The organism is Achromobacter sp. NFACC18-2, assembly GCF_900108985.1.
In the GTDB taxonomy this organism is placed as follows: domain Bacteria; phylum Pseudomonadota; class Gammaproteobacteria; order Burkholderiales; family Burkholderiaceae_B; genus Achromobacter.
The window spans coordinates 214227-239800 of the sequence record NZ_FNYM01000003.1; the positions used below are offsets into that span (position 1 = coordinate 214227).

25 protein-coding genes are annotated in these 25574 nt (G+C 65.6%); 21 read left to right on the forward strand and 4 right to left on the reverse strand.

Features of this window, described 5'->3' with window-relative positions; genetic code table 11:
* Positions 1 to 91: 91 nt before the first annotated feature.
* The gene (locus BMW75_RS05865; RefSeq protein ID WP_092577807.1) at positions 92 to 3196 is read right to left on the reverse strand and encodes an Rne/Rng family ribonuclease; all 3105 of its coding nucleotides are present in this window, start codon (positions 3194 to 3196) and stop codon (positions 92 to 94) included.
* Between the two features lie 522 nt (positions 3197 to 3718).
* On the opposite strand from BMW75_RS05865, the gene BMW75_RS05870 reads away from it, so the two are divergent.
* From BMW75_RS05870 to msrQ, 4 genes are all read left to right on the forward strand, one after another.
* Positions 3719 to 4681, forward strand: coding sequence for an RluA family pseudouridine synthase (locus BMW75_RS05870; protein ID WP_369825571.1), 963 nt, complete (start codon positions 3719 to 3721; stop codon positions 4679 to 4681).
* Position 4682: 1 nt separating this feature from the next.
* Complete coding sequence (locus BMW75_RS05875) at positions 4683 to 5345, forward strand: HAD family hydrolase (protein ID WP_092577812.1); 663 nt, start codon at positions 4683 to 4685, stop codon at positions 5343 to 5345.
* Positions 5346 to 5529: 184 nt separating this feature from the next.
* Entirely contained in the window at positions 5530 to 6492 is a 963-nt protein-coding gene (gene msrP / locus BMW75_RS05880) for a protein-methionine-sulfoxide reductase catalytic subunit MsrP (protein WP_092577814.1), read from the forward strand.
* Positions 6493 to 6500: 8 nt separating this feature from the next.
* Positions 6501 to 7151 carry a protein-methionine-sulfoxide reductase heme-binding subunit MsrQ gene (gene msrQ, locus BMW75_RS05885; RefSeq protein WP_092577817.1) on the forward strand — a complete coding sequence of 217 codons (651 nt, stop codon included), beginning with the start codon at positions 6501 to 6503 and terminating at the stop codon, positions 7149 to 7151.
* Between the two features lie 16 nt (positions 7152 to 7167).
* Here the strand turns inward: msrQ and BMW75_RS05890 are convergent, their stop codons facing one another.
* From BMW75_RS05890 to BMW75_RS05900, 3 genes are read right to left on the reverse strand one after another with little or no spacing between them, the layout of a single operon-like run.
* A complete protein-coding gene (locus BMW75_RS05890; RefSeq protein ID WP_092577820.1) occupies positions 7168 to 7953 on the reverse strand; it encodes an N-acetylmuramoyl-L-alanine amidase in 786 nt (261 codons plus the stop codon).
* A gap of 1 nt (position 7954) precedes the next feature.
* Positions 7955 to 8665, reverse strand: a complete 711-nt coding sequence (locus tag BMW75_RS05895; RefSeq protein ID WP_092577822.1) for an SAM-dependent methyltransferase — start codon at positions 8663 to 8665, stop codon at positions 7955 to 7957.
* Positions 8662 to 9264 (reverse strand): Maf-like protein, encoded by a 603-nt coding sequence (locus tag BMW75_RS05900; RefSeq protein WP_092577825.1) that lies wholly within the window; start codon positions 9262 to 9264, stop codon positions 8662 to 8664. The genes BMW75_RS05895 and BMW75_RS05900 overlap by 4 nt, the downstream gene beginning before the upstream one ends.
* Before the next feature lie 222 nt (positions 9265 to 9486).
* Here BMW75_RS05900 and BMW75_RS05905 point away from each other — a divergent pair, with 222 nt between their 5' ends.
* The 17 genes from BMW75_RS05905 to recO all read left to right on the forward strand — a co-directional run bounded on the left by BMW75_RS05905 (position 9487) and on the right by recO (position 25524).
* Positions 9487 to 10077, forward strand: coding sequence for a YceD family protein (locus BMW75_RS05905; protein ID WP_254791943.1), 591 nt, complete (start codon positions 9487 to 9489; stop codon positions 10075 to 10077).
* A 52-nt stretch (positions 10078 to 10129) separates the two neighbouring features.
* Positions 10130 to 10312: a 50S ribosomal protein L32 gene (gene rpmF / locus BMW75_RS05910; RefSeq protein ID WP_006218037.1), complete on the forward strand. Its 183-nt coding sequence runs from the start codon at positions 10130 to 10132 to the stop codon at positions 10310 to 10312.
* Between the two features lie 59 nt (positions 10313 to 10371).
* Positions 10372 to 11439: a phosphate acyltransferase PlsX gene (gene plsX / locus BMW75_RS05915; RefSeq protein WP_076519380.1), complete on the forward strand. Its 1068-nt coding sequence runs from the start codon at positions 10372 to 10374 to the stop codon at positions 11437 to 11439.
* Positions 11439 to 12425, forward strand: a complete 987-nt coding sequence (locus tag BMW75_RS05920) for a beta-ketoacyl-ACP synthase III (protein ID WP_076519381.1) — start codon at positions 11439 to 11441, stop codon at positions 12423 to 12425. Before plsX ends, BMW75_RS05920 begins: the two co-directional genes overlap by 1 nt.
* A gap of 109 nt (positions 12426 to 12534) precedes the next feature.
* Positions 12535 to 13470, forward strand: coding sequence for an ACP S-malonyltransferase (gene fabD / locus BMW75_RS05925; protein WP_076519382.1), 936 nt, complete (start codon positions 12535 to 12537; stop codon positions 13468 to 13470).
* Positions 13471 to 13474: 4 nt separating this feature from the next.
* Positions 13475 to 14227, forward strand: a complete 753-nt coding sequence (gene fabG, locus BMW75_RS05930; protein ID WP_076519383.1) for a 3-oxoacyl-ACP reductase FabG — start codon at positions 13475 to 13477, stop codon at positions 14225 to 14227.
* Positions 14228 to 14419: 192 nt separating this feature from the next.
* A complete protein-coding gene (gene acpP / locus BMW75_RS05935; protein ID WP_003813816.1) occupies positions 14420 to 14659 on the forward strand; it encodes an acyl carrier protein in 240 nt (79 codons plus the stop codon).
* Positions 14660 to 14844: 185 nt separating this feature from the next.
* A complete protein-coding gene (gene fabF, locus BMW75_RS05940; protein ID WP_092577827.1) occupies positions 14845 to 16074 on the forward strand; it encodes a beta-ketoacyl-ACP synthase II in 1230 nt (409 codons plus the stop codon).
* 492 nt (positions 16075 to 16566) lie between these two features.
* On the forward strand, positions 16567 to 17166 hold the full coding sequence (gene rpoE / locus BMW75_RS05950) for an RNA polymerase sigma factor RpoE (protein WP_076519386.1): 600 nt from the start codon (positions 16567 to 16569) through the stop codon (positions 17164 to 17166).
* A 12-nt stretch (positions 17167 to 17178) separates the two neighbouring features.
* Positions 17179 to 17691, forward strand: coding sequence for a sigma-E factor negative regulatory protein (locus tag BMW75_RS05955; RefSeq protein WP_092577830.1), 513 nt, complete (start codon positions 17179 to 17181; stop codon positions 17689 to 17691).
* On the forward strand, positions 17691 to 18779 hold the full coding sequence (locus tag BMW75_RS05960; protein WP_092577831.1) for a MucB/RseB C-terminal domain-containing protein: 1089 nt from the start codon (positions 17691 to 17693) through the stop codon (positions 18777 to 18779). The genes BMW75_RS05955 and BMW75_RS05960 overlap by 1 nt, the downstream gene beginning before the upstream one ends.
* 38 nt (positions 18780 to 18817) lie before the next feature.
* On the forward strand, positions 18818 to 20299 hold the full coding sequence (locus tag BMW75_RS05965; protein WP_092577832.1) for a DegQ family serine endoprotease: 1482 nt from the start codon (positions 18818 to 18820) through the stop codon (positions 20297 to 20299).
* Between the two features lie 293 nt (positions 20300 to 20592).
* Complete coding sequence (gene lepA / locus BMW75_RS05970) at positions 20593 to 22386, forward strand: translation elongation factor 4 (RefSeq protein WP_076519390.1); 1794 nt, start codon at positions 20593 to 20595, stop codon at positions 22384 to 22386.
* A gap of 22 nt (positions 22387 to 22408) precedes the next feature.
* Positions 22409 to 23293 (forward strand): signal peptidase I, encoded by an 885-nt coding sequence (lepB, locus tag BMW75_RS05975; protein ID WP_076519391.1) that lies wholly within the window; start codon positions 22409 to 22411, stop codon positions 23291 to 23293.
* Positions 23294 to 23295: 2 nt separating this feature from the next.
* On the forward strand, positions 23296 to 24057 hold the full coding sequence (gene rnc, locus BMW75_RS05980) for a ribonuclease III (RefSeq protein ID WP_076519392.1): 762 nt from the start codon (positions 23296 to 23298) through the stop codon (positions 24055 to 24057).
* Positions 24054 to 24944, forward strand: a complete 891-nt coding sequence (gene era / locus BMW75_RS05985) for a GTPase Era (RefSeq protein ID WP_076519393.1) — start codon at positions 24054 to 24056, stop codon at positions 24942 to 24944. The genes rnc and era overlap by 4 nt, the downstream gene beginning before the upstream one ends.
* Positions 24937 to 25524, forward strand: coding sequence for a DNA repair protein RecO (gene recO, locus BMW75_RS05990; RefSeq protein WP_092577834.1), 588 nt, complete (start codon positions 24937 to 24939; stop codon positions 25522 to 25524). Before era ends, recO begins: the two co-directional genes overlap by 8 nt.
* Positions 25525 to 25574: the final 50 nt, after the last annotated feature.

The following is a 25574-nucleotide window of genomic DNA, read 5'->3' on the forward strand; positions in this document are numbered from 1 at the left end:
CCGTACCATGAAAAACACCCCGCAGTCCGGATTCGAATCCGGATTGCGGGGTGTTGCGCCTTGTCAGGCCAAGCCCTTGCGGGCTTGCCGTTTAGTGGCGGGTTTCGACCTGGACCAGCGGCTCGTTCGAGACGGGCGTCACCGGCTTGCGCTCGCGGCCCAGGCGGACCGGCGCGTACGAAGCGGCGATGCGCTGCTGGGTCTGCGCGTGGCGTTCCGGATCGGTTTCCACCCACTGCAGGCCGGCGGCATTGACCACGTCGTGCAGAGCCTGCGCCTTGGCGGCCGGGGCAGCGGCAGGCACCACGATGGGCTGCGCGCTGGCCGGGGCCGACGGTGCGGGCGCCGGGGCGGCGACCGGGGCTGCCGCGGGGGCTGCTGCCGGTGCGGGGGCGGCTACGGGCACTTCGACCACGGGTTCCACGGCGGGCGCTTCCACGGGGGCTTGCACCGGTTCGGCGGCAACGGAAACTTCGCTGGCGGGCGCCACGGCGATGGGCTGGGCGGCTTCACGCGGTCCCGTCTGCACGGGCTGGGCGACGGGCTCGGCCTCGGGCTGCGTCACCGGCTCGGCAACGACCTGCGCGGACTCGGACTCGGGCTTGGCGGTTTCGACCTGGCCGGACGCGGCTTCCTGCACGGGAGCAGCTTCCTGCACCGGTGCGGGTTGCGCGGCGGCCTGCTCGGGCTGTGCGGCCGGAGCGGCTTGAACCTGCTGCGCGGGGGCGGCTACGGTCTGGGCGGCAGCCGGTTGCGCGGGCTCGGCAACGACGCCGTCGGCCTGCGGTTCGCCGGCTTCGTCCGTGCCGTCTTCCAGCAGCTCGTCGCTGCCGGCCACGCCTGCTTCTTCCTGGCTGCGGCGGCCACGGCGGCTGCGGCGGCGGCGGCGCTTGCGTTCGGGATCGGCCGCGCCTTCGGCGCCTTCACCCTGCAGGCCATCGGCGGACTGCTCGACGGCGTCGGCGTCCAGGTTGGCTTCGGCGGCGGGCTGCTGTTCAGATCGGGCGTCGGGCAGCGCGGTGGCGACCGTCTGGGCCAAAGCGGCGACCATGCTTTCCTGTTCGCTCATCGGCGCGTCGGCCTGGCCTTCCTCGCGGCGGTTGCGGCCACGGCCACGGCGGCGGTTGCGGCCGGCGCCGGTGTCTTCACCGTTGAGCTCGGGCGCCTGATCCGGACGGCTCGATGCCAGGGCGGCTTGCGTGGCGGATTGCGTATCGCGCTCGCCGCGGGCTTCACCGCGACCTTGGCGCTCGCCGCGTTCGGCGTCGGAGCGGCGGTTGCCGCGCACGTGGTGACGTGCGCCTTCCGTGCCCTCGGCGCCTTCGCCGCGCGCTTCGCCGCGACGGTTGCGGTTGCGGTCGGAACCGTGGCGTTCGCCGCGGCGCTCCTGGCCGTCATGGCTGCCGCGGCCCTTGCCGCGGGTGGGGGCGGCACGCTTGGCGGTCTCTTCGGCGGGGGCGGGCGCGGGCTTGGCGGGTTCGGAACCGCCGGTCAGCCAGCCGACCAGGCGCTTGAACAGGCCGCCCAGACCGGCGCCCGTGGCGGGCGCGGCGGGGGCCGCGGCCGGTGCGGCGGGGGTGGAGACCGGAGCAGGCTGCGACGGCGTGATGCCCTTGACCAGGGCTTCCGGACGCGACTTGATTTCGCTTTCGCGCGGCTGCCAGGGGGCGTCGGTGGCCGGGGCTTCGACCAGCTCGAAGCTGGTCTTCACTTCTTCCAGGCGCGGATCGTCGTGGCGCAGGCGCTCGATGTGATGGTGCGGCGTTTCCAGATGCTTGTTGGGGATCAGCATCAGGTTGACCTTCAGGCGCGCTTCCATCTTGGTGATGTCGGCACGCTTTTCGTTCAAGAGGTACGTGGCCACGTCGACGGGCACCTGGGCGTGGACCGCCGCGGTGTTTTCCTTCATGGCCTCTTCCTGCAGCAGGCGCAGGACGTGCAGGGCGCTGGACTCGGCATCGCGGATCACGCCGGTGCCGTTGCAGCGCGGGCAGGTGATGTGCGAGCCTTCGTTCAGGGCCGGACGCAGGCGCTGGCGCGACAGCTCCATCAGGCCGAAACGCGAGATCTTGCCCATCTGGACGCGGGCGCGGTCGAAATGGAGGGCATCACGCAGGCGCTGTTCGACGGCGCGCTGGTTCTTGCTGTCTTCCATGTCGATGAAGTCGATGACGATCAGGCCACCCAGGTCGCGCAGGCGCAACTGGCGGGCCACTTCGTCGGCCGCTTCCGAGTTGGTGCGCAGCGCGGTTTCCTCGATGTCGGCGCCGCGGGTGGAGCGGGCCGAGTTGACGTCGACGGAAACCAGCGCTTCGGTGTGGTCGATCACGATGGCGCCGCCCGAGGGCAATTGCACCGTGCGCGAATAGGCCGTCTCGATCTGGTGTTCGATCTGGAAGCGCGAGAAGAGGGGGATGTCGTCACGGTAGCGTTTGACGCGCTGGACGTTGTCCGGCATCACCACGCTCATGAAGGCGGTGGCCTGGTCGGCGATCTCGTCCGTGTCGATCAGGATCTCGCCGATCTCGGGCGAGAAATAATCGCGGATGGCGCGGATGACGAGGCTGGATTCGAGGTAGATCAGGATGGGCGCGGCATTGTCGCGCGCGGCGCCGTCGATGGCGGTCCAGAGCTGCAACAGGTAGGACAGGTCCCACTGGAGTTCTTCGACGTTGCGGCCGATGCCTGCGGTGCGGGCGATGATGCTCATGCCCTGGGGCAGGTCGAGCTGTTCCATCGTGTCGCGCAGTTCCTGGCGGTCCTCGCCCTCGACGCGGCGCGAAACACCGCCGCCACGGGGGTTGTTGGGCATCAGGACCAGGTAGCGGCCGGCCAGCGAGATGAACGTGGTCAGGGCGGCGCCCTTGTTGCCGCGTTCTTCCTTTTCGACCTGGACGATCAGTTCCTGGCCTTCGCGCAGGGCGTCCTGGATGCGGGCGGTGCGCACATCCACGCCTTCCTTGAAGAAGCTGCGGGCAACTTCCTTGAAAGGCAGAAAGCCGTGGCGGTCCTCGCCGTAATTGACGAAGCAGGCTTCAAGGCCGGGTTCGATCCGGGTGATGACACCTTTGTAGATGTTGCCTTTGCGTTGTTCGCGGCCGGCAGTCTCGATGTCGAGGTCGATGAGTTTTTGCCCATCGACGATAGCGACGCGTAATTCTTCCTGATGCGTCGCATTGAACAGCATGCGCTTCATGAGAGGGTTTCTCCGTTGTCATGACGCGCCGATATCGGCGCGTGACCTCGGGCCACTCGGGCTGCGGCTGAAGCGGGCAAGAAGTTGCGGACCGTACCTGGGCGGCGCCCAGGCGTATCCGCCGCGGGTCAGGCGGGCACGTCGTGCCGTGGGGCACGGGGTTCTTTCAGCAGGAGGGTCAGCTTCACTGAATGTGGTTTGACGGAGTGTGCTGGGAACGGCAGCTGCGGTCGGATTGGTTGCCTACACGCAGCTGGTGCTTTAAATATGCGACGATTCTTGCAGTGCTTCAGAGCCGCTTGCGGCATGCAACGGACCTGCCGGGAAAGCGGGCAAGATGAATGCCACACCACTATCCCGCAGGGCTCGGTTGCGCCGGCGACCAAGAGACCCAGGGGTTGAATGAGCAGGCAGTACAATGGCGGCCCGCGCGCTCGACGGAGTTGCGTGTTGGTTGCATCTCTACGCCAGGCGGCTTGTTCAGCCCCTTAAGGCTGTCCCGATTATATGTCGCTTTCCGCAATGCGCAAAGAAACTTCCTCCCCTGAATTCGCCTCAAAAGCAGCGCCCGCCGTCCGGATGGTCGAAGTGGGCGCCGAGCACGCCGGCCAGCGTCTGGACAACTTCCTCATGCGCTTGTGCAAGGGGGTGCCCAAGACGCACATCTACAAGGCCATCCGCGGCGGCGAGGTGCGCGTCAACAAGGGACGCATCCAGGTCGACTACCGGGTGGAAGAAGGGGACGTCGTGCGCATTCCGCCGCTGCGCCTGCCCGATCCGGGCAAGCCCAGGCCCGTGCCGGCCGCCGAATTCCCCATCGTGTTCGAGGACGACGCGATGCTGGTCGTGGACAAGCCCGCCGGCGTGGCCGTCCACGGCGGCAGCGGGGTGTCGTTCGGCGTGATCGAACAATTGCGCGCCGCCCGCCCGCAGGCCAAGTTCCTGGAATTGGTGCACCGGCTCGACCGCGAGACCTCCGGGCTGCTCATGGTCGCCAAGAAGCGCAGCGCGCTGCTGGCCCTGCACGCCATGCTGCGCGAGGGCAGGAGCGACAAGCATTACTTTGCGCTGGTCGAGGGCGATTGGGTCAACGATCGCCAGCACATCAAGCTGTCGCTGGCCAAGTGGACCACCCAATCGGGCGAGCGCCGCGTCAAGGTGGATCCGGACGGGCAGACGGCGCACACCATCGTCACGCTGAAACAGCGGTTTGGCGGTTACAGTCTGGTCGACGCCGAGTTGCGCACCGGCCGTACCCACCAGATCCGCGTCCACCTGGCGGCCAGCGGCTTTCCCATCGTCGGGGACGACAAATACGGCCACGACGAGGTGCGCGCCCGGTTCGCGCGGCAGGGCTTCAATCGCATGTTCCTGCACGCCCACAGTCTCACCTTCCCTCATCCGCTCACGGGCGAGGTCATGACCCTTACCGCCGAGCTGCCGCCCGCTTGCCGGAACATACTGAAATCACTGGAGTCGGTCTGATATGTCGTATTCGCTGGTCGTCTTTGACTGGGATGGCACCTTGATGGATTCCACCCACAGCATCGTGGCCGCCATCCAGGGCGCCTGCCGCGACCTGGAGCTGGCGGTGCCGTCCGCGTCCGAGGCGAGCTGGGTCATCGGTCTGTCCCTCGAAAGCGCCTTGCGCCGCGCCGTCCCGGAACTGACGCAGGCCATGCTCCCGCGGTTTCTGGAGCGCTACCGCACGCATTACTTGCTGCGCGATCCCGAGCTGCGCCTGTTCGACGGCATCCCCGAGCTGTTGACCGAACTTGCCGGCCAGAACGTGCGCCTGGCAGTCGCCACCGGCAAGAGCCGGGTCGGGCTGACCCGGGCGCTCGCGGCCACGGGCCTGGGGCCGCTGTTTGACGCCACCCGTACCGCCGACGAAACCTTCAGCAAGCCGCATCCGGCGATGTTGCACGAGCTGATGCAGGAGCTGGACGTGGATCCGGCCGGGGTCGTCATGGTGGGCGACACCTCGCACGACTTGCAGATGGCCTGCAATGCGGGGGTGCATGGCCTGGGCGTGACGTACGGCGCTCATACCCTGAAGGAACTTCAGGGATGTGCCCCGCAAGCCGTGTTCGATAGCGTGCCGCTGATGCGCGAATGGCTGCTGCCGCGCGTGGGCGCAGGCGCCTAGCTCCAAAGCGCGTCCAGCGGCCGCGGAACGTCGGCCCTGCAGGCCGGTCTATCGGAAAGGCGCCTCCCGTTCTTCTCGTTCTTCTCGTTCTGTGAGCGGGCGCCGCGGAATAACATAGGCTCGTCCAGCGTCCATGAAGGGCGCGGGGCGCGCTCAGGGCGCCTGCGCCTTCCCGGAGACTACGATGCTGATACGCAAGCCAGACGACCTTCTTTCTTCCGAGATCACCTCCGAGGCCGTGTGGCGGTCGCGCCGCGAGTTGATGCTCCGGGCCGGCGCTGCCGCTGCCGCCGTCGGGTTGCCGGGATGGGCCACGCGCGCAGCCCATGCGCAGGAGGCGGGCGCATTGCCGGGCAAGGCCAATCCCGCCTTCAGCGTGATGGACAAGCAGACGTCCCTGTCGGACGTCACCTCCTACAACAATTACTACGAGTTCGGCGTAAATAAGGACGATCCGGCGGCCAATGCCGGCAAGTTGCAGACACGTCCCTGGACCGTCAGCGTCGAAGGCGAGGTCAACAAGCCGCGCACCTTCACGATCGAAGAGCTGCTCAAGCTGGCCCCGATGGAAGACCGGGTGTATCGCCTGCGTTGCGTCGAAGGCTGGTCGATGGTCATCCCCTGGGTGGGCTATTCGCTGTCCGAAGTGCTCAAGCAGGTCGAGCCCAACGGCAACGCCAAATACGTCGAGTTCGTCACCGCCGTGCAGCGCGAAAACATGCCGGGTGTGCGGGCCGCCATCCTGGAGTGGCCCTATGTGGAGGGGCTGCGTATCGATGAGGCGATGCATCCGCTCGCCATGCTGGTTTTCGGCGTCTATGGGCGCGTGTTGCCCAACCAGAACGGCGCGCCGCTGCGGCTGGCCGTGCCCTGGAAATACGGCTTCAAATCGGGTAAGTCGCTCGTCAAGATCCGGCTCGTCGAAAAGCAGCCGATGACCTCGTGGGTGAAGTCCGCGCCGCAAGAGTACGGCTTCTACGCCAATGTGAACCCCAACGTCGCCCATCCACGCTGGAGCCAGGCCACTGAACGCCGGATCGGCGAGGACGGGTTGTTCAGCCCCAAGCGCAAAACCCTGATGTTCAATGGCTATGGCGATCAGGTGGCGTCGCTCTATCAGGGCATGGACCTGAAGGCCAATTACTGAGGCTCCCCATGTCCGTCGGCGCTCCTCGCGTGGCTTCTGCCCCGGTGTCGGGCAAGGCGCAACTGTCGGCCAAGACGGTTGCGCGCTTCAAGCCGCTGCTTTTCGTGCTGGGCCTGGCGCCTTTTGCGCGCTGGATCTGGCTGGGCATGAACAACGGCCTGACGGCCAACCCCGTCGAATTCCTGACCCGTTCGTCCGGCACGTGGGCCCTGGTGTGCCTGCTGGTCACCCTGGCGATCACGCCGCTGCGGCGCCTGCTCGGACAGCCCGCGCTGGTGCGCGTGCGGCGCATGTGCGGCCTCTTCGCGTTTTTTTACGCGGCCATGCATTTCATGGCGTGGGTCTGGTGGGATCGAGGGTTCGATCCGGTGGGAATGGTGCGCGACATCGGTGAACGCCCCTTCATCATGGTGGGATTTTCGGCGTTCGTGCTGATGATGGCCCTGGCCGCAACCTCCACGCAGTGGGCGATGCGCAGGATGGGAAAGCGTTGGCAGACCCTGCACCGGGCCATTTACGCCATCGGCTTGCTGGTCATCCTGCATTACTGGTGGCACAAGGCCGGCAAGAACGACCTGACGCAGCCGGCGATATATAGCGCGGTCCTGGCGGTGTTGCTGGGCTGGCGCGTGGTGGCTTGGTGGCGGCGCCGGCCTTAGCGGGCGCCGCGGGTCGTCACAACATGGACAGCATGATGGCGGCGGTCTCCGCGTCCGGCTGGCCATCGTGCAGGGCAGGGCGGTAGTGCATCTGGAATGCCGCCAGCGTATTGATGGTTTCGCGATCCAGCGTGCCGTGTTGCGGACAGGCGTAGCCTAGCCGCTGCAATTGCTTCTGGAACCACGCCACGTCCGGTGTGCCTTCGGCCTGCAGGCGAGCCAGGTGTTCGGCGGCGCCGGCTTCGTTGTACCAGCGGCCGATGCCGGCGTCCGCCAGCGCCTTCCAGGGAAAGAGCGGGCCGGGGTCCACCTTGCGCTGCGGCGCGATGTCGCTGTGGCCCACGACGTTCTCGGCGGCGATCCCGTGGCGCTGGATGATGTCGCGCAGCAGAATCGTCAGGGCGCGCACCTGGCGCGCGTCGTAAGGGTGCCAGACGCGCTTGCCGTCCTCGCCCTCCGTCCAACCCGGATTGACGATCTCGATGCCGATCGACGTGCTGTTCATCGCGATATTGCCGTACCAGGAACTCGCTCCGGCATGCCACGCGGCGCGGTTTTCATCGACCAGGCGGTAGGCGCGTCCGTCCAGGTCCAGCAGATAGTGGGCGCTGACCTTGCCTTGGGAAAGCAGGTGCAGCGATTTGGCGTCGTCCACGGTCGTGTAGTGCACGACGACGGCGCGCACCCGGCTGCTCTGGCTGACGGCGGTGATCGAGGTGTCCAGGTCGAGTCCGGCGGGACCCCTCGAGGCGCAACCCGCCAGGGCCGCCGCGGCCAGCAGCGTGCAGATCAGGCGGATCATGTCAGCGGGCCAGGTAAAGGAACAGCGTGGGCAGCTTGTCCAGTTGCGGCGCGGGCAACTTTTTCCAGTCGGCCACCGTGTGCGTCACGACCCATTCGTCGTCGGTCGTCACCGAACGCGCCACGCACAGCTTGGTGTCGCCCTTCAGGGTGGCCACCAGCGTCGCGAACATGGCGGCGTTGCGATAGGGGGTCTCGATCAGCAACTGGGTCTGGTTGTGGCGGGCGGAGTGCTGCTCCCAGGCGCGCAACTGCTTGGCGCGTTCGGCCGGATCCACCGGGGCGTACCCGTGGAAGGCGAATCGCTGGCCGTCCAGGCCGCTGGCCATGAGACCCAGAAGAATGGACGACGGGCCCACCCACGGCTTGACGGTGATTCCCAGGCGGTGGGCCGCGTCGACCACCTTGGCGCCGGGGTCCGCGACGGCGGGGCATCCGGCCTCGGACACCAGGCCGATCTCGGCGCCTTGCTTCACGGGTTCGAGCCACGCCTTGATCTGCGCGGGGTCGGCCTTGTCGGTCAGAGTGTGGATGGTGATTTCCTGCAGCGGCCGGGTGGTGCCGATAAGCTTGAGGAAGGCGCGGGCCGTCTTGGCGTTTTCGGCGATATACGTGTCCAGCCTGCCGGCGAGGGCGCGCACGTCCGCGGGCAGCCAGCGTTCGGGAGGTGCGTCGCCCAGGCTGACGGGGATCAGGTGCAGGGCGCCGCTCATGCGGGCGCTCCCGGGGCGTCGAGCGGATCCAGTCCGAAAATGGCCAGCATGCGCGTCAATTCGATCAGGGGCAGGCCTATGATGGCGGTGGGGTCGTCGCTCTGGATGCTTTCCATCAGGGCAATGCCCAGGCTTTCCGCCTTGGCGCTGCCTGCGGTATCGTAAGGTTCCTCGGCGCGCAGATAGGCGTCGATGGCGCGGTCCGGCAGTTGGCGGAACCGGCAGCGGGTAATGATGTCGGCCTTTTCCACTCGTTGGCCGTCCGTCACCGCCAGGGCGCTGTGAAACTCCACCAGTTGGCCCGACAGGGCGCGCAACTGTGCCTGTGCCCGCAGAAAATCGCCCGGCTTGCCGATGGGCGCGCCGTCCACCGTGGCCACCTGATCCGACCCGATCACGATGCTGCCCGGTTGCCTGGCCGCCACGGCCATGGCCTTTGCGACAGACAGCCGCAAGGCCAGCGCCTCGGGCGCTTCGCCGGGTTGTGGCGTTTCGTCGACATCGGGCGAAATCGCGATAAAGGGCAGGCGCAGCCGCGACAGCAATTCTTTGCGGTAGGGCGAGCTGGACGCGAGGATCAGGCTAGGCTTCTGGGGCATTCGGCATTTGACGATAATACGTAAGTCACAGTATTATCTAACGTTTTGCGGCATTTTTGCAGGAACATCAACATGACACCCAAGGGAAAGCCTGGCGACGATAGTCGCCGCGCGGGCGGATCGGCAGGTGCTAAGAAAGGTGTGACTGCGGGTATGAATGCGGGCATAAATGCGGGTATGAAGGCGACCGCGGCTGCGTCAGCAGGCGCCAGGGATGCAGTCATGAAACCCATCGATGCGTTTGCGTTTGCCCGCATGCGCAAGACGGCGCAGGGATCCATTGCCTTGGTGCGGCTTGCACGCGTGGTGGATGGTTTGCCCGAGCAGCCTGCGGGCGAAGCGGGTCTTGTGACCTGGTCCGTGCAAGGCGACGAAGGCAAGACCGGCCTGGTGATGGGTCAGCCGCTTCTGCGCCTGCACGTGCAGGCCAATCCGGTCGTCATATGCCAGCGGTGCAATGCGCCGTTTGCGTACCCGATCGACAGCGAAGTGGTGCTGCAACTGGTCAAATCCGAAGACGACCTCGACGATGGCTATTCCGTTGCTGAACAAGGCGACGGTGACGACGACGAGGACGACGACGGCGTAGGAAGGGATTCGGTGGCCTCCCTGCCTGAAAAGGTGGTGGGGTCGCATCATTTTGATCTGTTGGCCCAGATCGAAGATGAGCTCATTCTGAGCATTCCGTATGTGCCCAAGCATGATGTATGCCCGGGCGCGCAGGCCAAGGCCAGCGAAGCTCTTGAAGAGGAGCCCGCTGTCAAGCGTCCGTCGCCGTTTGCGGTGCTGGAACAACTGAAGCACAAAGATTGAGATCAACATCGGGCCGCATCGCGTACAATGCGCCCCGTTTCTAGGAGTCATCATGGCCGTTCAACAAAACAAGAAGTCCCCCTCCAAGCGCGGTATGCACCGTTCGCACGATTTTCTGGTGGCCCCGTCGACCGCCATCGAGCCGAACACTGGTGAAACGCACCTGCGTCACCACATCAGCCCCAACGGCTTCTACCGTGGCCGCAAGGTCCTGAAGACCAAGGCCGACGAATAAGGCCCCCGGGCCGAACTCGTACTCGGACCATTTCGGCTGAGCGCTGATACCTGGCACCCGTGATACGCATCGCCATAGACTGTATGGGCGGAGACTTCGGTCTGCCCGTCACGATTCCGGCTGCGATCGAGTTCGCCCGGCAATTTCCGGATACCCGGCTGTTGCTGGTCGGGCTTCCCGACGCTATCGAAGCGGCGCTCTCCGAGCACCGCAACGTGGCGCGCGATCGCATTGAGATCGTGGCGGCTTCCGAAGTCGTCACCATGGACGACCCGGTCGAGGTCGCCCTGCGCCGCAAAAAAGACTCCTCCATGCGCCTCGCTGCCCAGTCCGTCAAGGATGGGCGGGCGGACGCCTGCGTTTCCGCGGGCAATACCGGCGCCTGGATGGCCATTTCCCGCTACGTGCTCAAGACGCTGGACGGCATCGACCGCCCGGCCATCGCCACGTCCATTCCGAACCAGACGGGCCGCGCCACCACGGTGCTGGACCTGGGGGCGAACGTGGACTGCACGGCCGAGCACCTGCTGCAATTCGCCATCATGGGCGCCGCGCTGTCGCAGGCGGTGGACCATCGCGACAATCCCACGGTGGGTTTGCTCAACATTGGCGAAGAAGTCATCAAGGGCAACGAAGTCGTCAAGGAAGCCGCCGAGCTCCTGCGCGGCAGCCCGCTGAACTTCTACGGCAACGTCGAAGGCAATGACATCTTCAAGGGCACGGTCGACGTCGTCGTCTGCGACGGCTTTGTCGGCAACGTCGTGCTCAAGTCCGTCGAGGGCTTGGCGAAGATGCTGTCCAGCATCATTCGCGAAGAGTTCAAACGCAATCTGATCACGCTGATCGCCGGCGCTGTGGCCAAGCCGGTGCTGAACCGCCTGCGCAACCGCGTCGACAACCGCCGCTACAACGGCGCAGCCTTGCTGGGCCTGCGCGGCGTGGTCATCAAGAGCCACGGCTCCGCGGACGTTTACGCCTTCGGTTTTGCCTTGCAGCGCGCCCGCGAAGCCGTAGTGAGTAAACTGCTGGAGCGCACCGCTCAGACGGTCGCCCAAATTACCAAGCGCGTTCAATCCGGCGATCGCCCATCGGCGGCGTCGCCTAACGTGGCTGGGGACACCGCTTGATGGATACCGCAATGAAATATTCCGTGATCGCGGGCACCGGCAGCTTCCTGCCGGAACGCGTGGTTTCGAATGACGAACTGGCTGCGGAACTGGCGACGCGCGACATCGCCACCTCCGACGAATGGATTGTCGAGCGCACGGGCATCCGTCAGCGCCATCTGGCCGAGCGTGGCGTGACCACCAGTCAGCTGGCCACCGAGGCATCGCGCCTTGCGCTGGCCGATGCAGGCGTGGACGCTTCCGAAATCGATCTCGTCATCGTGGCCACGTCCACCCCCGATTTCGTGTTTCCCAGCACGGCCTGCCTGGTGCAGGCCAACATCGGCGCCAAGGGGTCGGCCGCGTTCGACGTGCAGGCCGTGTGCAGCGGCTTCGTCTACGCGCTCACCACTGCCGACAGCTTCATCCGGGCGGGCCGCGCGCGCTGCGCGCTGGTGATCGGCGCCGAGGTGTTCTCGCGCATCCTGGACTGGAATGACCGCAGCACCTGCGTGCTGTTTGGCGACGGCGCGGGCGCCGTCGTGCTCAAGGCGTCGGACAAGCCCGGCATCATGGCCGCGCAACTGCACGCCGACGGCAGCCAGATGAAGATCCTCAGCGCCGCTGGCAACGTGGCCTACGGCGACGTGACGGGCGATCCCTTCCTGCGCATGGACGGCCAGGCTGTCTTCAAGCAGGCCGTCACCGTGCTGGACCGTTCCGCGCGCGACACGTGCGCCGAAGCCGGCGTCACCGTTTCGGACGTCGATTGGCTGATCCCGCATCAGGCCAATGTGCGCATCCTGAATTTCCTGGCACGCAAGCTGGATGTGCCGGTCGAGAAGGTCGTCATCACGGTCGACAGCCACGCCAATACGTCCGCGGCCAGCGTGCCGCTTGCGCTCGACGCCGCGCGCCGCGACGGCCGCGTCAAGCCGGGTCAGCTCATCCTGATGCAAGGCGTGGGCGGCGGATTCACCTGGGGCTCGGTACTGGTCCGCATGTAAGGGCGCGGCCCTGGTCGCGGCGGCCTGCGTGCCGCTGCCGGCCGGAGAGCACGCCTGGCATTTCAGCCTGCATCTCACACAGACACTGAATCAATCCACACGCTCAATCATGAAAATCGCTTTTGTCTTTCCTGGCCAAGGTTCGCAGGCTGTCGGCATGCTGGACGCCTGGTCCGGCGTGGCGGCGGTCACCGACACCGTGTCGCGGGCCTCGCAGGCCCTGGGACAGGACCTGGGCGCGCTGATCGCGCAGGGTCCCGCGGATCAACTCAACCTGACCACCAACACCCAACCGGCCATGCTGACCGCCGGCGTTGCGTTCTACAACGCCTGGTGCGCGGCGGGTGGCCGCAAGCCTGACGTCGTGGCGGGCCACAGCCTGGGCGAATACGCCGCGCTGACCGCCGCGGGGTCGTTGTCGCTGGAAGATGCCGTGCGCCTGGTTCGTGTGCGCGCCGACGCCATGCAGGCCGCCGTGCCCGTCGGCACGGGCGCCATGGCCGCGATCCTGGGGCTGGACGACGATGCCGTGCGCGCCGCGTGCGCCCAGGCCGCGCAGGACGACGTGGTCGAGGCCGTGAACTTCAATGCCCCGGCCCAGGTCGTCATTGCCGGGACCAAGGCTGCCGTCGAGCGCGCCTGCGAATTGGCCAAGGCCGCGGGCGCCAAGCGCGCCTTGCTGCTGCCGGTTTCCGCGCCGTTCCACTCCAGCCTGCTCAAGCCGGCCGCGGACGTCCTGGCGGCCGCGCTTGCCGGTGTGACGGTGAATGCGCCGCAGGTGCAGGTCATCAACAACGTCGACGTCGCGTCGCCCACCGAACCCGGGGCAATCCGGGATGCGCTGGTGCGCCAGGCATGGCATCCTGTCCGCTGGGTCGAAACCCTGCGCGCCATGAAGGCGCAAGGCGTCACGCACGTCATCGAATGCGGTCCGGGCAAGGTGCTCGCCGGCCTGACCAAGCGCATCGACCCGGAACTCACCGGCCTGGCCATCACCGATCCCGCTTCGCTGGAAGCGGCATTGGCCGCCGTCAACGGAAACTGAACACATGGACAATACCTCGACCGAATTGCAGGGCAAGATCGCGCTGGTGACCGGCGCCACCCGCGGCATTGGCCGGGCCATCGCCCTTGAACTGGCGGCGCGCGGCGCAACGGTCGTCGGCACCGCCACGTCCGAATCGGGCGCGGCCGGCATCACGGAAGCGCTGGCGCCGTTCGGCGGCCGGGGCGTGGTGCTCGACGTGACCGACGCCGCGGCCTGCGATGCGTTGATCGACGCGCTGGGCAAGGAAGGCGGCGGTCCCCACATCCTCGTCAATAACGCCGGAATCACCCGTGATACGCTGGCGATGCGCATGAAGGACGACGACTGGTCCGCAGTCATCGACACCAATCTGGCCTCGGTCTTCCGTCTGTCGCGCGCGGTGTTGCGCAGCATGATGAAAGCCCGTTGGGGACGCATCATCAATGTCACCTCGGTGGTGGGTTCCAGCGGCAATGCGGGCCAGGCCAATTACGCGGCCGCCAAGGCCGGCGTCGCGGGCATGTCGCGCGCGCTGGCGCGTGAGCTCGGCAGCCGCAACATCACCGTGAACTGCGTGGCCCCGGGCTTCATCGACACGGACATGACGCGCGCACTGGGCGAAAACCAGACTGCGGCGCTGCTGCAGCAGATTCCGCTGGGCCGTCTGGGTTCGCCGTCTGATATTGCTCATGCCGTGGCCTTTTTGTCCGGGCCGCAGGCGGGTTACATTACCGGCACCACCCTGCACGTCAACGGCGGGATGTACATGCAATAAGTCACGAATCGCGCGTCGCGGCGGGGCAACCGGCCAGGCGCCGCGCGATTCTCCGGAAACGCCGTACATGCGTCTTCCTGCGCCGCTCTCGGCGACAGAACACATGCGCGGTGTTATTTTTGTCACGGTCAGGCGTTGCATCACTCCGCGCTTGGCTATAATTCGCGGGATTTTTCCCAATTGGAGATCTGCATGGAAAGCATCGAACAGCGCGTCAAGAAGATCGTCGCTGAACAACTTGGCGTCAACGAAGCCGAGATCAAGAACGAGTCCTCCTTCCTTGACGACCTCGGTGCCGATTCGCTCGACATGGTCGAACTGGTCATGGCTCTCGAAGACGAATTCGAGACCGAGATCCCCGACGAAGAGGCCGAAAAGATCACGACCGTGCAACAAGCGATTGACTACATCAATTCGCACGGTAAGCAGTAAGCTCAGCCTATATCGTCCTGGTTGCCCGAGATGACCTCGGCCAACCCGGAATCAGGGCGGTTTCTGGAGTGCCGTGTGGTCCACCGGCGGGAAGGGCGTTGTAGTGCCCGACTTGCTTTTCCGTGGTCCACACGCGCAGCGCATCCCGAAAACCGCCTTTCTTTTGTCTGTTTGAGGAGTCATCCGTGAAGCGACGTGTCGTCATCACCGGCCTGGGTATCGTTTCTCCCGTAGGAAACGATCTGACCACCGCTTGGGACAATATCGTCAACGGACGTTCTGGCATCAGCCGCATCACCCGTTTCGATCCCTCGGCCATCACCACCCACATTGCTGGCGAAGTCAAAGACTTCGACATCAGTACCTATATTTCGGCCAAGGAAGCCCGCCAGATGGATACGTTCATCCATTACGGCCTGGCTGCCGGAATGCAGGCATGGCGCGATTGCGGCCTGGAAGTCACCGAAGAGAATGCCGAGCGCATCGGCGTGATCGTGGGTTCCGGCATCGGCGGCCTGCCGCGCATCGAAGAAACCCAGGTCGAATACATGGCCAAGGGACCGCGGCGGATTTCGCCGTTCTTCGTCCCGGGTTCGCTGATCAACCTGATTTCCGGCCATCTGTCGATCGCCTATGGCATGAAGGGCCCCAGCTACGCCGTGGTGTCGGCGTGCACGACAGGCCTGCACTGCATTGGCGACGCCGCGCGTCTGATCGAATACGGCGATGCCGATGTCATGGTGGCGGGCGGCGCTGAATCGACCGTGTCGCCGCTGGGCATTGGCGGCTTTGCCGCGATGCGCGCGCTGTCGACCCGCAACGATGATCCTCAGACCGCGTCGCGTCCCTGGGACCGCGATCGCGACGGCTTCGTGCTGGGCGAGGGCGCAGGCGTCCTGGTGCTGGAAGAATACGAGCACGCCAAGAAGCGCGGCGCTCGCATCTACGGTGAATTGGCTGGCTACGGCATGAGTTCCGATGCCCACCACATCACCGCCCCGGACAAGGACGGTCCGCGCCGCGGCGTCATCAACGCGCTGCGCAATGGCGGCCTGAATCCCGAAGACGTCCAGTACGTCAACGCGCACGGCACGTCGACGCCCCTGGGCGACAAGAACGAAACCGACGCGCTGAAGCTGGCGTTCGGCGACCACGCCAAGAAACTGGTGGTCAACTCGACCAAGTCGATGACCGGCCACCTGTTGGGCGCGGCCGGCGGCATCGAAGCCGTGTTCACGACCCTGGCCGTCTACAACCAGGTCTCGCCTCCGACGATCAACATCTTCAATCAGGATCCGGAATGCGATCTGGATTACTGCGCGAACGAAGCGCGGCAGATGAAGATCGACGTGGGCTTGTCCAATTCGTTCGGTTTTGGCGGCACCAACGGCTCGATGGCCGTTCGCCGGGTCTGATTTGGAAGGCTCGGTCGGGGGGCGTTGGTCGTTCCGCGTACCTGTCTCGCAGCCCAGGGGCGTCGCTGCGCTCTTCGGGCTGGCGCTGACCGCCGCGGCCGCCAGCATGCTGACGGCCGCGTCCTGGCAGGGCCATGGCTGGGAGGTGGGCGCGCTGCTTGCGTCTTCGCTCCTCCTGGCCGGGCTGTTACACTCGGCCCGGAGGACCCCGTCCCCGGTAACGGCGCTACGTACCGCGACCGGGACTGGCCGTTGGCAGTTGCGCCGGCCGCAAGGCTGGCAGGATGCGCTGCTGATCGACCAGCAACGGGGTCCAGCGTGGCTGACGCTTACCTTGCAGCCCTTGCCCACCGGGAGTACGGCCTTTACCACTAGCAAAATCACCCTTACCGTTTGGCGGCAGACGCTGCGACCGGAATCCTGGCGCCGTCTGCGCCTGCTCGCGGGCGCCGCGCGGCAGGCACGACCGGCGCTCCGCCCGCAGGAGGCCTCATGAGCGAGCGTGAAGTCGACGCCCAGCTCGTCGAGCGCGTCCAGCGGGGCGACAAGAAGGCGTTCGACCTGCTGGTGCTCAAGTACCAGCGCAAGATCCTGCGCCTGCTGGCCCGCATGATTCGCGATCCGGCCGAGATCGAAGACGTGGCGCAAGAGGCCTTCATCAAGGCCTATCGCGCCTTGCCCCAGTTCCGGGGCGAAAGCGCCTTCTACACCTGGCTGTACCGGATCGCCATCAATACGGCCCGGAACTGGCTCGCCTCGCAGGGGCGACGGCCCAGCGCGCCCAACGCGATTGAAACGGAAGACGGTGAAACTTTTAACGAAACCGACAACCTAACGGATATAAGCACGCCGGAATCCATGGTTGCCAGCCGCGAAATCGCCGAGACGGTGAACGCGGCCATTGAGGAATTGCCTGAAGAATTGCGCACCGCAATTGTCCTGCGTGAAATCGAAGGTATGAGTTACGAAGACATCGCCCAGAGCATGGATTGCCCGATCGGTACGGTGCGCTCCCGCATTTTTCGTGCGCGCGAAGCCATCGCCACCAAGTTGCGTCCACTGCTCGACACCGATGTCGAGCGTCGCTGGTAAGGAGTGGCAGTCATGCAAACAGCAGCCAAATCCGTTGAGATCGCCGAGTCCTCCTGGGAGGAATCGGTCTCCGCCTGGATGGACGGAGAGGATTCCGACGATATCTTTCCCAGTCTGTTGTCCAAAGAGGGACGTCAGACCTGGGACACCTATCATCTGATTGGTGATTCCCTGCGCAATGCCGATCTGGCGCTGACGCCGAGCGCGGCCTTCCAGGCCCGTCTGGCACGGGCGCTGGACGCGGAATTGCCTATCGTAGCGGCGCCCCGGCGCCGCTCGCCTTTGCGCATGGGCCTTTCCGGCCTGGCCGTGGCTGCGGCCGTGGCCACGGTCGCCTGGGTGGCGCAGCCGTACGTGACCGGCACGCCGGCCACTGAAGTCCGTGTGCTGGCCGATGCCAGCCTGTCGGCCTCGGCCTCGGCGTCCGACGATTCGGGCCTGCGCGACTACCTGGAGGCCCATCGCCAGATGGCCGGCCCCAGTGCGGTGCGGCAGGTGTCGTTCGAAGTCGGAGCGGGACGTTGATGGCGCTTGTGCTTCCGTCACGCTGGCCGGTGTTGGGACGTGCTGCCTCGTGGCAGGCTCACCGCGCCGGCTGGTTCGCCGCCACGCTCCTGACTGCCTTTCTGGCCGCGCATGGTCCCGCGTCCGCCGCCGACGCGCCTGCCGCCGGTCAGGCCGAAGACATCGTGCAGTTGCTCACGCGCATTCAACAAGCCGCCCGCAAGCAGGACTACGCCGGCGTCTTCATGTATCAGCAGGGAGACATGATCCAGTCTTCGCGGCTGGTTCATGTGGTCGATGGCACCGGCGAGCGCGAACGCCTGGAGATCCTCGACGGCCAGCCGCGCGAATACCTGCGTCACAACGAGGACGTGCAGTGCCTGATCCCCGAGCGCAAGACCGTGCTGCTCGAGCGTCGCCGAGGCGATCGTTTCCCGGGCCTGCTGCTGGGCGATTCGGCCCATCTGTCCGAACACTACAAGATCCGCGCCGAATCCGCGCTGCACCGCGTCGCGGGCCGCGAATGCCGGCTCATCACCATTGAACCGCTGGACAAGCTGCGCTATGGCTATCGTCTGTGCGCGGACGTCGAAACCAACCTGCTGCTCAAGGCCCAGACCCTGAACGCCGCGCGCGGCGTGGTCGAGCAGGTGTCGTTCTCCTCGCTGCGGCTGGGTTCCGACGTGGATCCGCAAGCGTTGTCCTCGCACTGGAACACCCGCGACTGGAAGGTCCTTGAGGCCGCCATGAAGAACGTGGACCTCGCAGCCCAGGGGTGGCGCATTCCGGCCCCCAAGGGTTTCAAGCCCATCATGCAGGTCTCGCGCGCCATGAAACGCGGTTCGCCGGTCAGCCAGATGGTGCTGTCCGACGGCCTGGCGGCGATCTCCGTGTTCATCGAGCCCTATGACAGCCAGCGCGACCACCAGCCGCCGCACGGCGCGGCCCAGCGCGGCGCGATCAACGTCTATGGCACGCGCATCGCGGACTTCTGGCTGACCGCAGTGGGCGAAGTGCCCGCGGCCACGCTGGAGCAGCTCGCGCAAGCCACTGAGTACGTGCCTCCCGCACCCGCGGCAGCCGCACCGGCGGAGGGCGGGGCCAAGTAGTTCCCGCCTGTCCGCAAGCAGCAATTTCGGAGTGACATATGAAAGCAATGACGGTCTCGAACGCTTTTTTCCGGCGCTTTCTGGCGGCTGTCGCGGCGGGGGCTGTGTTGTCCACCGCCTACGTGCCCGTGACGGCGGCGCAGACCGCGCCTGCCGCCGTCGGGCTGCCCGACTTCACGACCATCGTTGAAAAGGCCGACCCGGCCGTCGTCAACATCCGCACCACGGCGACCGTGCCCGTGCGCGGCGGCGGCGGCCCCGGCGGCACCGACCCCTACGAGCTGTTCCGCTGGTTCTTCGGCCCCGAATTCCAGCCGCCGGGCCAGCCTTCGCCTAATCCGCGCCAGCGTCCCCAGCCGACGCCGCCCGAAGAGCGCACCGTGCCGCGAGGCGTCGGTTCGGGCTTCTTCATTACGGCCGACGGCTTCATCCTGACGAACAACCACGTGGTGGTCGACGCGACGGACATCTACGTAACGCTGACCGACGGACGCGAGTTCAAGGCCAAGGTCATCGGCACCGACGAGCGCACCGACGTGGCGCTCATCAAGATCGAAGCCAAGGACATGACGCCCCTGGTGGTCGGCGATCCGAAGAAATTGAAGAAGGGCCAGTGGGTGCTGGCGATCGGCTCGCCGTTTGGCCTGGATTCCACGGTCACCTCCGGCATTGTCAGCGCCATCGGCCGCGATACCGGCGAGTACCTGCCGTTCATCCAGACGGACGTCGCGGTCAATCCCGGCAATTCGGGTGGTCCGCTGATCAACCTGGACGGCGAGGTCGTGGGCATCAATTCCCAGATCATCTCGCGCAGCGGCGGCTTCATGGGCATTTCGCTGGCGATCCCGATCGACGAAGCCATGCGCGTGGTGGACCAACTGCGCACGACGGGCAAGGTGACGCGCGGCCGGGTCGGGGTGCAGATCGGCGAAGTCGGCAAGGACGTGGCCGAGGCCATCGGCCTGCCCAAGGCCGAAGGTGCACTGGTCAGCAGCGTCGAAGCCGAAGGACCTGCCGAGCAGGCGGGCGTGCAACCGGGCGATGTGATCCTGAAGTTCAACAAGGAACCGATCAAGCGTTGGTCCGATCTGCCGCGCATCGTGGGCGAGACCAAGCCGGGTACGCGCGCCGACATGGAAGTGTGGCGCAAGGGCAAGAGCCTGACGCTGTCGGTCAAGGTGGGTGAGATCCCCTCCGAGAAGACGGCTGCCGCCGGCAAGAAGGCGGCCCCGGAACCCGAGGTCACCAATGCGCTGGGGCTGAGCGTGGTCGACGTGCCCGCCGACGTCCAGAAGAAGCTGCGCATCAAGGGCGGCGTCCAGGTGAAGGTGGCCGAGGGCGCGGCCGCAAAGGCGGGCCTGCAGGACGGCGACATTGTGTTGGCCCTGAACGACACCGACGTCACCGGCGCCAAGCAGTTCGGCGAGTTGGTCGCCAAGCTGGACAAGGGCCGCGCGACCGGCCTGCTGGTGCGCCGCGGTGACCAGACGCAGTGGGTGGCGGTGCCGGCCTCCAAGTGATGGCGGCCCGGACCGGCCGGCGTCCCTGCGGCGCCGCAGCCGGGCAGGCGATCCGGCCGGAGCCCGCCGGACGCCCGCACCCCAGGGCGCTTTTTGTCCCGGGGGCGCGCCTTGGGCAAAAAAAATGGCTCAAGACCGGCTAAAATGGCTGGTTGCCGCAAGAGGGGGCGCCTGACGCCCCCTCAGTTTTGTCCGGGCAAAGCCCGTCAGCGCCTCACACGTCGGCCGTGCACACTCCGGCGGCGGTGTCTCCCGGCAGTATGCCGTCTGTTCCGTCCCTTATAAATTCAAGCATGCAGCATATCCGCAACTTTTCCATCATTGCCCACATCGATCACGGCAAGTCGACCCTGGCCGATCGCCTGATCCAGCGCTGCGGCGGACTGGCGGATCGCGAAATGTCGGCGCAGGTCCTCGATTCCATGGAAATCGAGCGCGAGCGCGGCATCACCATCAAGGCCCAGACGGCAGCCCTGCATTACAAGGCGCAGGACGGCAAGGTCTACAACCTGAACCTGATCGACACCCCGGGGCACGTGGACTTCTCGTATGAGGTCAGCCGTTCCCTGTCCGCCTGCGAAGGCGCGCTGCTGGTGGTGGACGCTTCCCAGGGCGTGGAAGCGCAGACGGTGGCCAACTGCTATACCGCCATCGAGTTGGGCGTGGAAGTGGTGCCTGTGCTGAACAAGATGGACCTGCCGCAGGCCGATCCCGAAGGCGCCCGCCAGGAAGTCGAGGACGTGATCGGCATCGACGCCTCGAACGCCGTGCTGGCCAGCGCCAAGACCGGCATGGGCATCGACGAGATCCTCGAGACCATCGTGGCGCAGGTCCCGCCGCCCAAGGGCGATCCGGACGCGCCGCTGCAGGCCCTGATCATCGACTCGTGGTTCGACAACTACGTGGGCGTGGTGATGCTGGTGCGCATCGTCAATGGCGTGCTCAAGCCCAAGGACAAGATCCTGCTGATGGCGTCCGGCGCCACCCACCTGTGCGAGCAGACCGGCGTGTTCACGCCGAAGTCGCAGCAGCGCCCGCATCTGTCCGCGGGCGAGGTCGGTTTCATCATCGCCGGCATCAAGCAGCTTGAAGACGCCAAGGTCGGCGACACCGTCACGCTGGCCAACAAGCCCGCCGCGAGCCCGCTGCCCGGCTTCAAGGAAGTCAAGCCGCAGGTGTTCGCGGGCCTGTATCCGGTCGAAAGCTCCGAATACGACCAACTGCGCGATTCGCTCGAAAAGCTGAAGCTGAACGACGCCGCGCTGATGTTCGAGCCCGAAGTCTCGCAGGCGCTGGGCTTCGGTTTCCGCTGCGGCTTCCTGGGTCTCTTGCACATGGAAATCGTGCAGGAGCGCCTGGAGCGCGAGTTCGACATGGATATCATCACCACCGCGCCGTCGGTGGTGTACGAGGTCGAGCAGCGCGATGGCACGGTGATCACCGTGGAAAGCCCGTCCCGCATGCCCGAGATCGGCAAGATCCAGGACATCCGCGAGCCCATCGTGAAGGTCACGCTGTTCATGCCGCAGGACTACGTGGGTCCGGTCATGACGCTGTGCAACAACAAGCGCGGCGTGCAGGTCAACATGAGCTACCACGGCCGCCAGGTCCATCTGGTGTACGAGATCCCGCTGGCCGAGATCGTGCTGGACTTCTTCGACAAGCTGAAGTCGGTGTCGCGCGGCTATGCCTCCATGGACTACGAGTTCCTGGAGTACCGTTCCGCGGACGTGGTGCGGGTGGACCTGCTCATCAACAACGACCGCGTGGATGCCCTGGCCGTGATCGTCCACCGCAGCAACGCGCGCCATCGCGCGCGCGACGTTGTGACCCGCATGCGTGGCCTGATTCCGCGCCAGATGTTCGACGTCGTCATCCAGGCGGCCATCGGCGCGGAGATCATCGCGCGCGAAAACGTGAAGGCGCTGCGCAAGAACGTGCTGGCCAAGTGCTATGGCGGCGACATCTCGCGCAAGAAGAAGCTGCTGGAAAAGCAGAAAGCCGGCAAGAAGCGCATGAAGCAGGTGGGCAGCGTGGAAATTCCGCAGGAGGCGTTCCTCGCCATCCTGCAAGTGGAAGACAAATAGAACCCAAAAAGGCGAGTAGCTGATGAGTTGGAACTTTGCCCTGATCCTTTTTATTCTGCTGGTCCTTACCGGCGTAATCTGGGTGCTCGATCTGGCGGTGCTGCGCAAGGGGCGCGAGCGCCGCGCTCAAGCGGCAATGGCGCAGTACGACGCGGCCCTGGTCGGCGACGCCCAGGAAGCCGAGCGCCTGCGGCGCGAAGCCGGCGATGCCGCGCGTCGCGTGCCCTGGTGGATCGAATACGCCGTCAGCTTCTTTCCCGTCATCCTGTTCGTGTTCATGCTGCGCTCGTTCGTGGTCGAGCCCTTCCGCATTCCGTCAGGATCGATGCTGCCCACGCTGCAATCGGGCGACCTGATCCTCGTGAACAAGTTCAGCTATGGGCTGCGTCTGCCGGTGATCGACAAGAAGGTCATTCCCGTCGGCACGCCGCAGCGTGGCGATGTCTTCGTGTTCCGCTATCCTGTTGATCCGGACGTGGACTACATCAAGCGCGTGGTCGGCCTGCCGGGCGACGAAATCGCCTACCTGGACAAAAAGCTCTACGTGAACGGCCAATTGGTGCCGCATGTCCGCGATGGCGATTACTTCGAACCGGACCGGGTTTCGTATATCGCGCAATATAAAGAGAAATTGGGCGACGTTGAGCACAAGATCCTGCTGGATGAGAACAAACAGCAAGATTATTCACCCATGTGGCAATTTCCCAACCGCCAAAACTGCCAATACAGCCGCAATGGGGTACGCTGCAAGGTACCCGAAGGGAATTATTTCGCCATGGGCGATAATCGGGACAACAGCGCAGACAGCCGGTACTGGGGCTTCGTTCCGGAAGCCAATATCGTCGGCCGCGCTTTCTTCATCTGGATGAACTTCAGCGATCTCAGCCGCATCGGCCGATTCAACTGATTATGTCGCTAGCCACGCTGGAAAACCGCCTGGATTACCACTTCGGTGATCAGGCCCTGCTTGAACAGGCGCTCACGCATCGCAGCCATGGCGCGCGCCATAACGAGCGCTTGGAATTCCTTGGGGATTCCGTGCTGAACTTCGTCGTGGCGGCGATGCTGTTTGAACGCTACGCCAAGATCGACGAAGGCGATCTGTCGCGCCTGCGGGCCAATCTGGTCAAGCAGGCGTCGCTGGCGGATATCGCCCAGCGGCTGGAACTGTCGCAATATCTGCGCCTGGGCGAGGGCGAGCTCAAGAGCGGCGGATTCCGTCGGCCGTCCATCCTGGCTGACACCGTCGAAGCCATCTTCGGCGCGGTCTTCCTGGATGCGGGCTTCGACGCGGCGCGCCGCGTCATCGTGCGGCAGTACCAGCCCGTGCTGGCGTCCGTGGATCCCAAGACCCTGGGCAAGGACGCCAAGACCCTGCTGCAGGAATTCCTGCAGGGCCGCAAGCTGGCCCTGCCGCTGTACACGGTGGTGGCCACGCATGGCGCGGCCCACAGCCAGCAGTTCGAAGTCGAATGCGCCATTCCGGCGCTCGATATCAAGGTGATGGCGCCCGGCGCCAGCCGCCGCGCCGCCGAGCAATCGGCGGCCAAGCTGGCGCTGGAGGCCGCGTTGGCCATCAGCCCGGCCACCAAGGCTGCCCGCAAGTCGGGCAAGGCGCGCAAAACCGCGCAATTGTCGCTGCCTGTGGCAGTGGCTCAAGAGACTAAATGAGCGATACCCCTTTTCGTACCGGCTTCGTTGCCATCGTCGGCCGCCCCAATGTGGGCAAGTCCACGCTCACGAACGCCCTGATCGGTTCCAAGATCTCCATCGTGTCGCGCAAGGCGCAGACCACGCGCCATCGTATCCACGGTGTGCTGACCCGCGAGCACGAACAGTTCGTGTTCGTCGACACCCCGGGTTTCCAGACGCGCCACGGCGGCGCGATGAACCGCATGATGAACCGCGTCGTGACGCAGGCGCTGGCCGACGTGGACGTGGTGGTGCACGTCGTCGAGGCCGGCAAATGGTCCGAGGGCGACGCCAAGCTGCTGCCGCTGTTGCCCAGCCCCGAGCGCACCATCCTGGTGGTTTCCAAGATCGACGCGCTGAAGAACCGCGACGACCTGTTTGCGTTCGTCTCCAAGATCATGGCGCTGCATCCGTTCGGCGCCGTGGTGCCGGTCAGCGCCACCAAGAACCAGCAACTGGACCAACTGCTCGACGAGATCGCATCGCGTCTGCCGGAAGGCGAGCCGATGTTCGAAGAAGACACGCTGACGGACCGGCCCATGCGCTTCATCGCCGCCGAACTGGTGCGCGAGAAGATCTTCCGCCTGGTGGGCGACGAACTGCCTTACGGCTGCACGGTCGTCATCGAGCAGTGGGAAGAGACCGCCAAGGGCGCCACCATCAATGCCTGCGTCGTCGTCGAGCGCGACAGCCACAAGCCCATCCTCCTGGGCGCGGGCGGCATGCACATGAAGCGGATTGCCACGGAGGCGCGGCAGGACATTGCCAAGCTGCTGGACAAGCCGGTGCACCTGGAGGTTTACATCAAGGTGCGCAAGGGCTGGTCCGACCGCGAGGGTGCGCTGCGCGACCTGGGATATGAGTAGAAGGGCGCCACGCGTCCAGGATCGACCGGGGTTCATGCTCCATGCCACGGCGTGGCGTGAAACCTCACTGATTGTCCAAACCTTCTCGCGCGATCACGGCTGCGTGGCCATGGTCGCCAAGGGCGCCAAGCGCCCTTATTCCGTGCTTCGTCCCGTCCTGTCGGCTTTTCAGCCGCTGCTGTTGTCCTGGACGGGCAACGGCGAAGTCAAGACGCTGACGCGCGCCGAGATCGCCGGCATCCGGCCGCTAGTCGGCGCCGCGCTGATGTCGGCCTGGTACATGAACGAACTGCTGCTGCGTCTCTTGCCGCGCGAGGACGCGCATCCGCTGCTGTTCGACGCGTACGACATGGCCTTGCAGCAATTGTCCGCCGGCACGCGCGCGGCCGGTGCGCTGCGCCGCTTTGAATGGACCCTGCTGCGCGAGACCGGCTACGGCGTTGACGAGCCGCCGCCGGACTTCGATGATCCGGCGATCGAACCCGCGCTGCGCAGCGACCTGCGCGCGCGCCTGGCCGAGATCCTGGCCGGCCGTCCCCTGTCCACGCGCCGGGTGCTGCTCGACCTGCAGCGCATCTGAGCGCGGCGGCCGGCGCGTCAATATGTTTGCTTCAATGAGATGGTCGCGCA

Bases quoted from the DNA above. Each gene is read 5' to 3' on its own strand.
- msrP (WP_092577814.1), top strand. From the start codon at position 5,530: ATGCTGATACGCAAGCCAGACGACCTTCTTTCTTCCGAGATCACCTCC.
- BMW75_RS05875 (WP_092577812.1), top strand. From the start codon at position 4,683: ATGTCGTATTCGCTGGTCGTCTTTGACTGGGATGGCACCTTGATGGAT.
- lepB (WP_076519391.1), top strand. From the start codon at position 22,409: ATGAGTTGGAACTTTGCCCTGATCCTTTTTATTCTGCTGGTCCTTACC.
- BMW75_RS05905 (WP_254791943.1), top strand. From the start codon at position 9,487: ATGAAACCCATCGATGCGTTTGCGTTTGCCCGCATGCGCAAGACGGCG.
- fabG (WP_076519383.1), top strand. From the start codon at position 13,475: ATGGACAATACCTCGACCGAATTGCAGGGCAAGATCGCGCTGGTGACC.
- BMW75_RS05900 (WP_092577825.1), bottom strand. From the start codon at position 9,264: ATGCCCCAGAAGCCTAGCCTGATCCTCGCGTCCAGCTCGCCCTACCGC.
- BMW75_RS05920 (WP_076519381.1), top strand. From the start codon at position 11,439: ATGGATACCGCAATGAAATATTCCGTGATCGCGGGCACCGGCAGCTTC.
- msrQ (WP_092577817.1), top strand. From the start codon at position 6,501: ATGTCCGTCGGCGCTCCTCGCGTGGCTTCTGCCCCGGTGTCGGGCAAG.
- BMW75_RS05890 (WP_092577820.1), bottom strand. From the start codon at position 7,953: ATGATCCGCCTGATCTGCACGCTGCTGGCCGCGGCGGCCCTGGCGGGT.
- lepA (WP_076519390.1), top strand. From the start codon at position 20,593: ATGCAGCATATCCGCAACTTTTCCATCATTGCCCACATCGATCACGGC.
- BMW75_RS05865 (WP_092577807.1), bottom strand. From the start codon at position 3,196: ATGAAGCGCATGCTGTTCAATGCGACGCATCAGGAAGAATTACGCGTC.
- rpoE (WP_076519386.1), top strand. From the start codon at position 16,567: ATGAGCGAGCGTGAAGTCGACGCCCAGCTCGTCGAGCGCGTCCAGCGG.
- rpmF (WP_006218037.1), top strand. From the start codon at position 10,130: ATGGCCGTTCAACAAAACAAGAAGTCCCCCTCCAAGCGCGGTATGCAC.
- BMW75_RS05955 (WP_092577830.1), top strand. From the start codon at position 17,179: ATGCAAACAGCAGCCAAATCCGTTGAGATCGCCGAGTCCTCCTGGGAG.
- era (WP_076519393.1), top strand. From the start codon at position 24,054: ATGAGCGATACCCCTTTTCGTACCGGCTTCGTTGCCATCGTCGGCCGC.
- BMW75_RS05960 (WP_092577831.1), top strand. From the start codon at position 17,691: ATGGCGCTTGTGCTTCCGTCACGCTGGCCGGTGTTGGGACGTGCTGCC.
- BMW75_RS05870 (WP_369825571.1), top strand. From the start codon at position 3,719: ATGCGCAAAGAAACTTCCTCCCCTGAATTCGCCTCAAAAGCAGCGCCC.
- rnc (WP_076519392.1), top strand. From the start codon at position 23,296: ATGTCGCTAGCCACGCTGGAAAACCGCCTGGATTACCACTTCGGTGAT.
- BMW75_RS05895 (WP_092577822.1), bottom strand. From the start codon at position 8,665: ATGAGCGGCGCCCTGCACCTGATCCCCGTCAGCCTGGGCGACGCACCT.
- recO (WP_092577834.1), top strand. From the start codon at position 24,937: ATGAGTAGAAGGGCGCCACGCGTCCAGGATCGACCGGGGTTCATGCTC.
- fabD (WP_076519382.1), top strand. From the start codon at position 12,535: ATGAAAATCGCTTTTGTCTTTCCTGGCCAAGGTTCGCAGGCTGTCGGC.
- BMW75_RS05965 (WP_092577832.1), top strand. From the start codon at position 18,818: ATGAAAGCAATGACGGTCTCGAACGCTTTTTTCCGGCGCTTTCTGGCG.
- acpP (WP_003813816.1), top strand. From the start codon at position 14,420: ATGGAAAGCATCGAACAGCGCGTCAAGAAGATCGTCGCTGAACAACTT.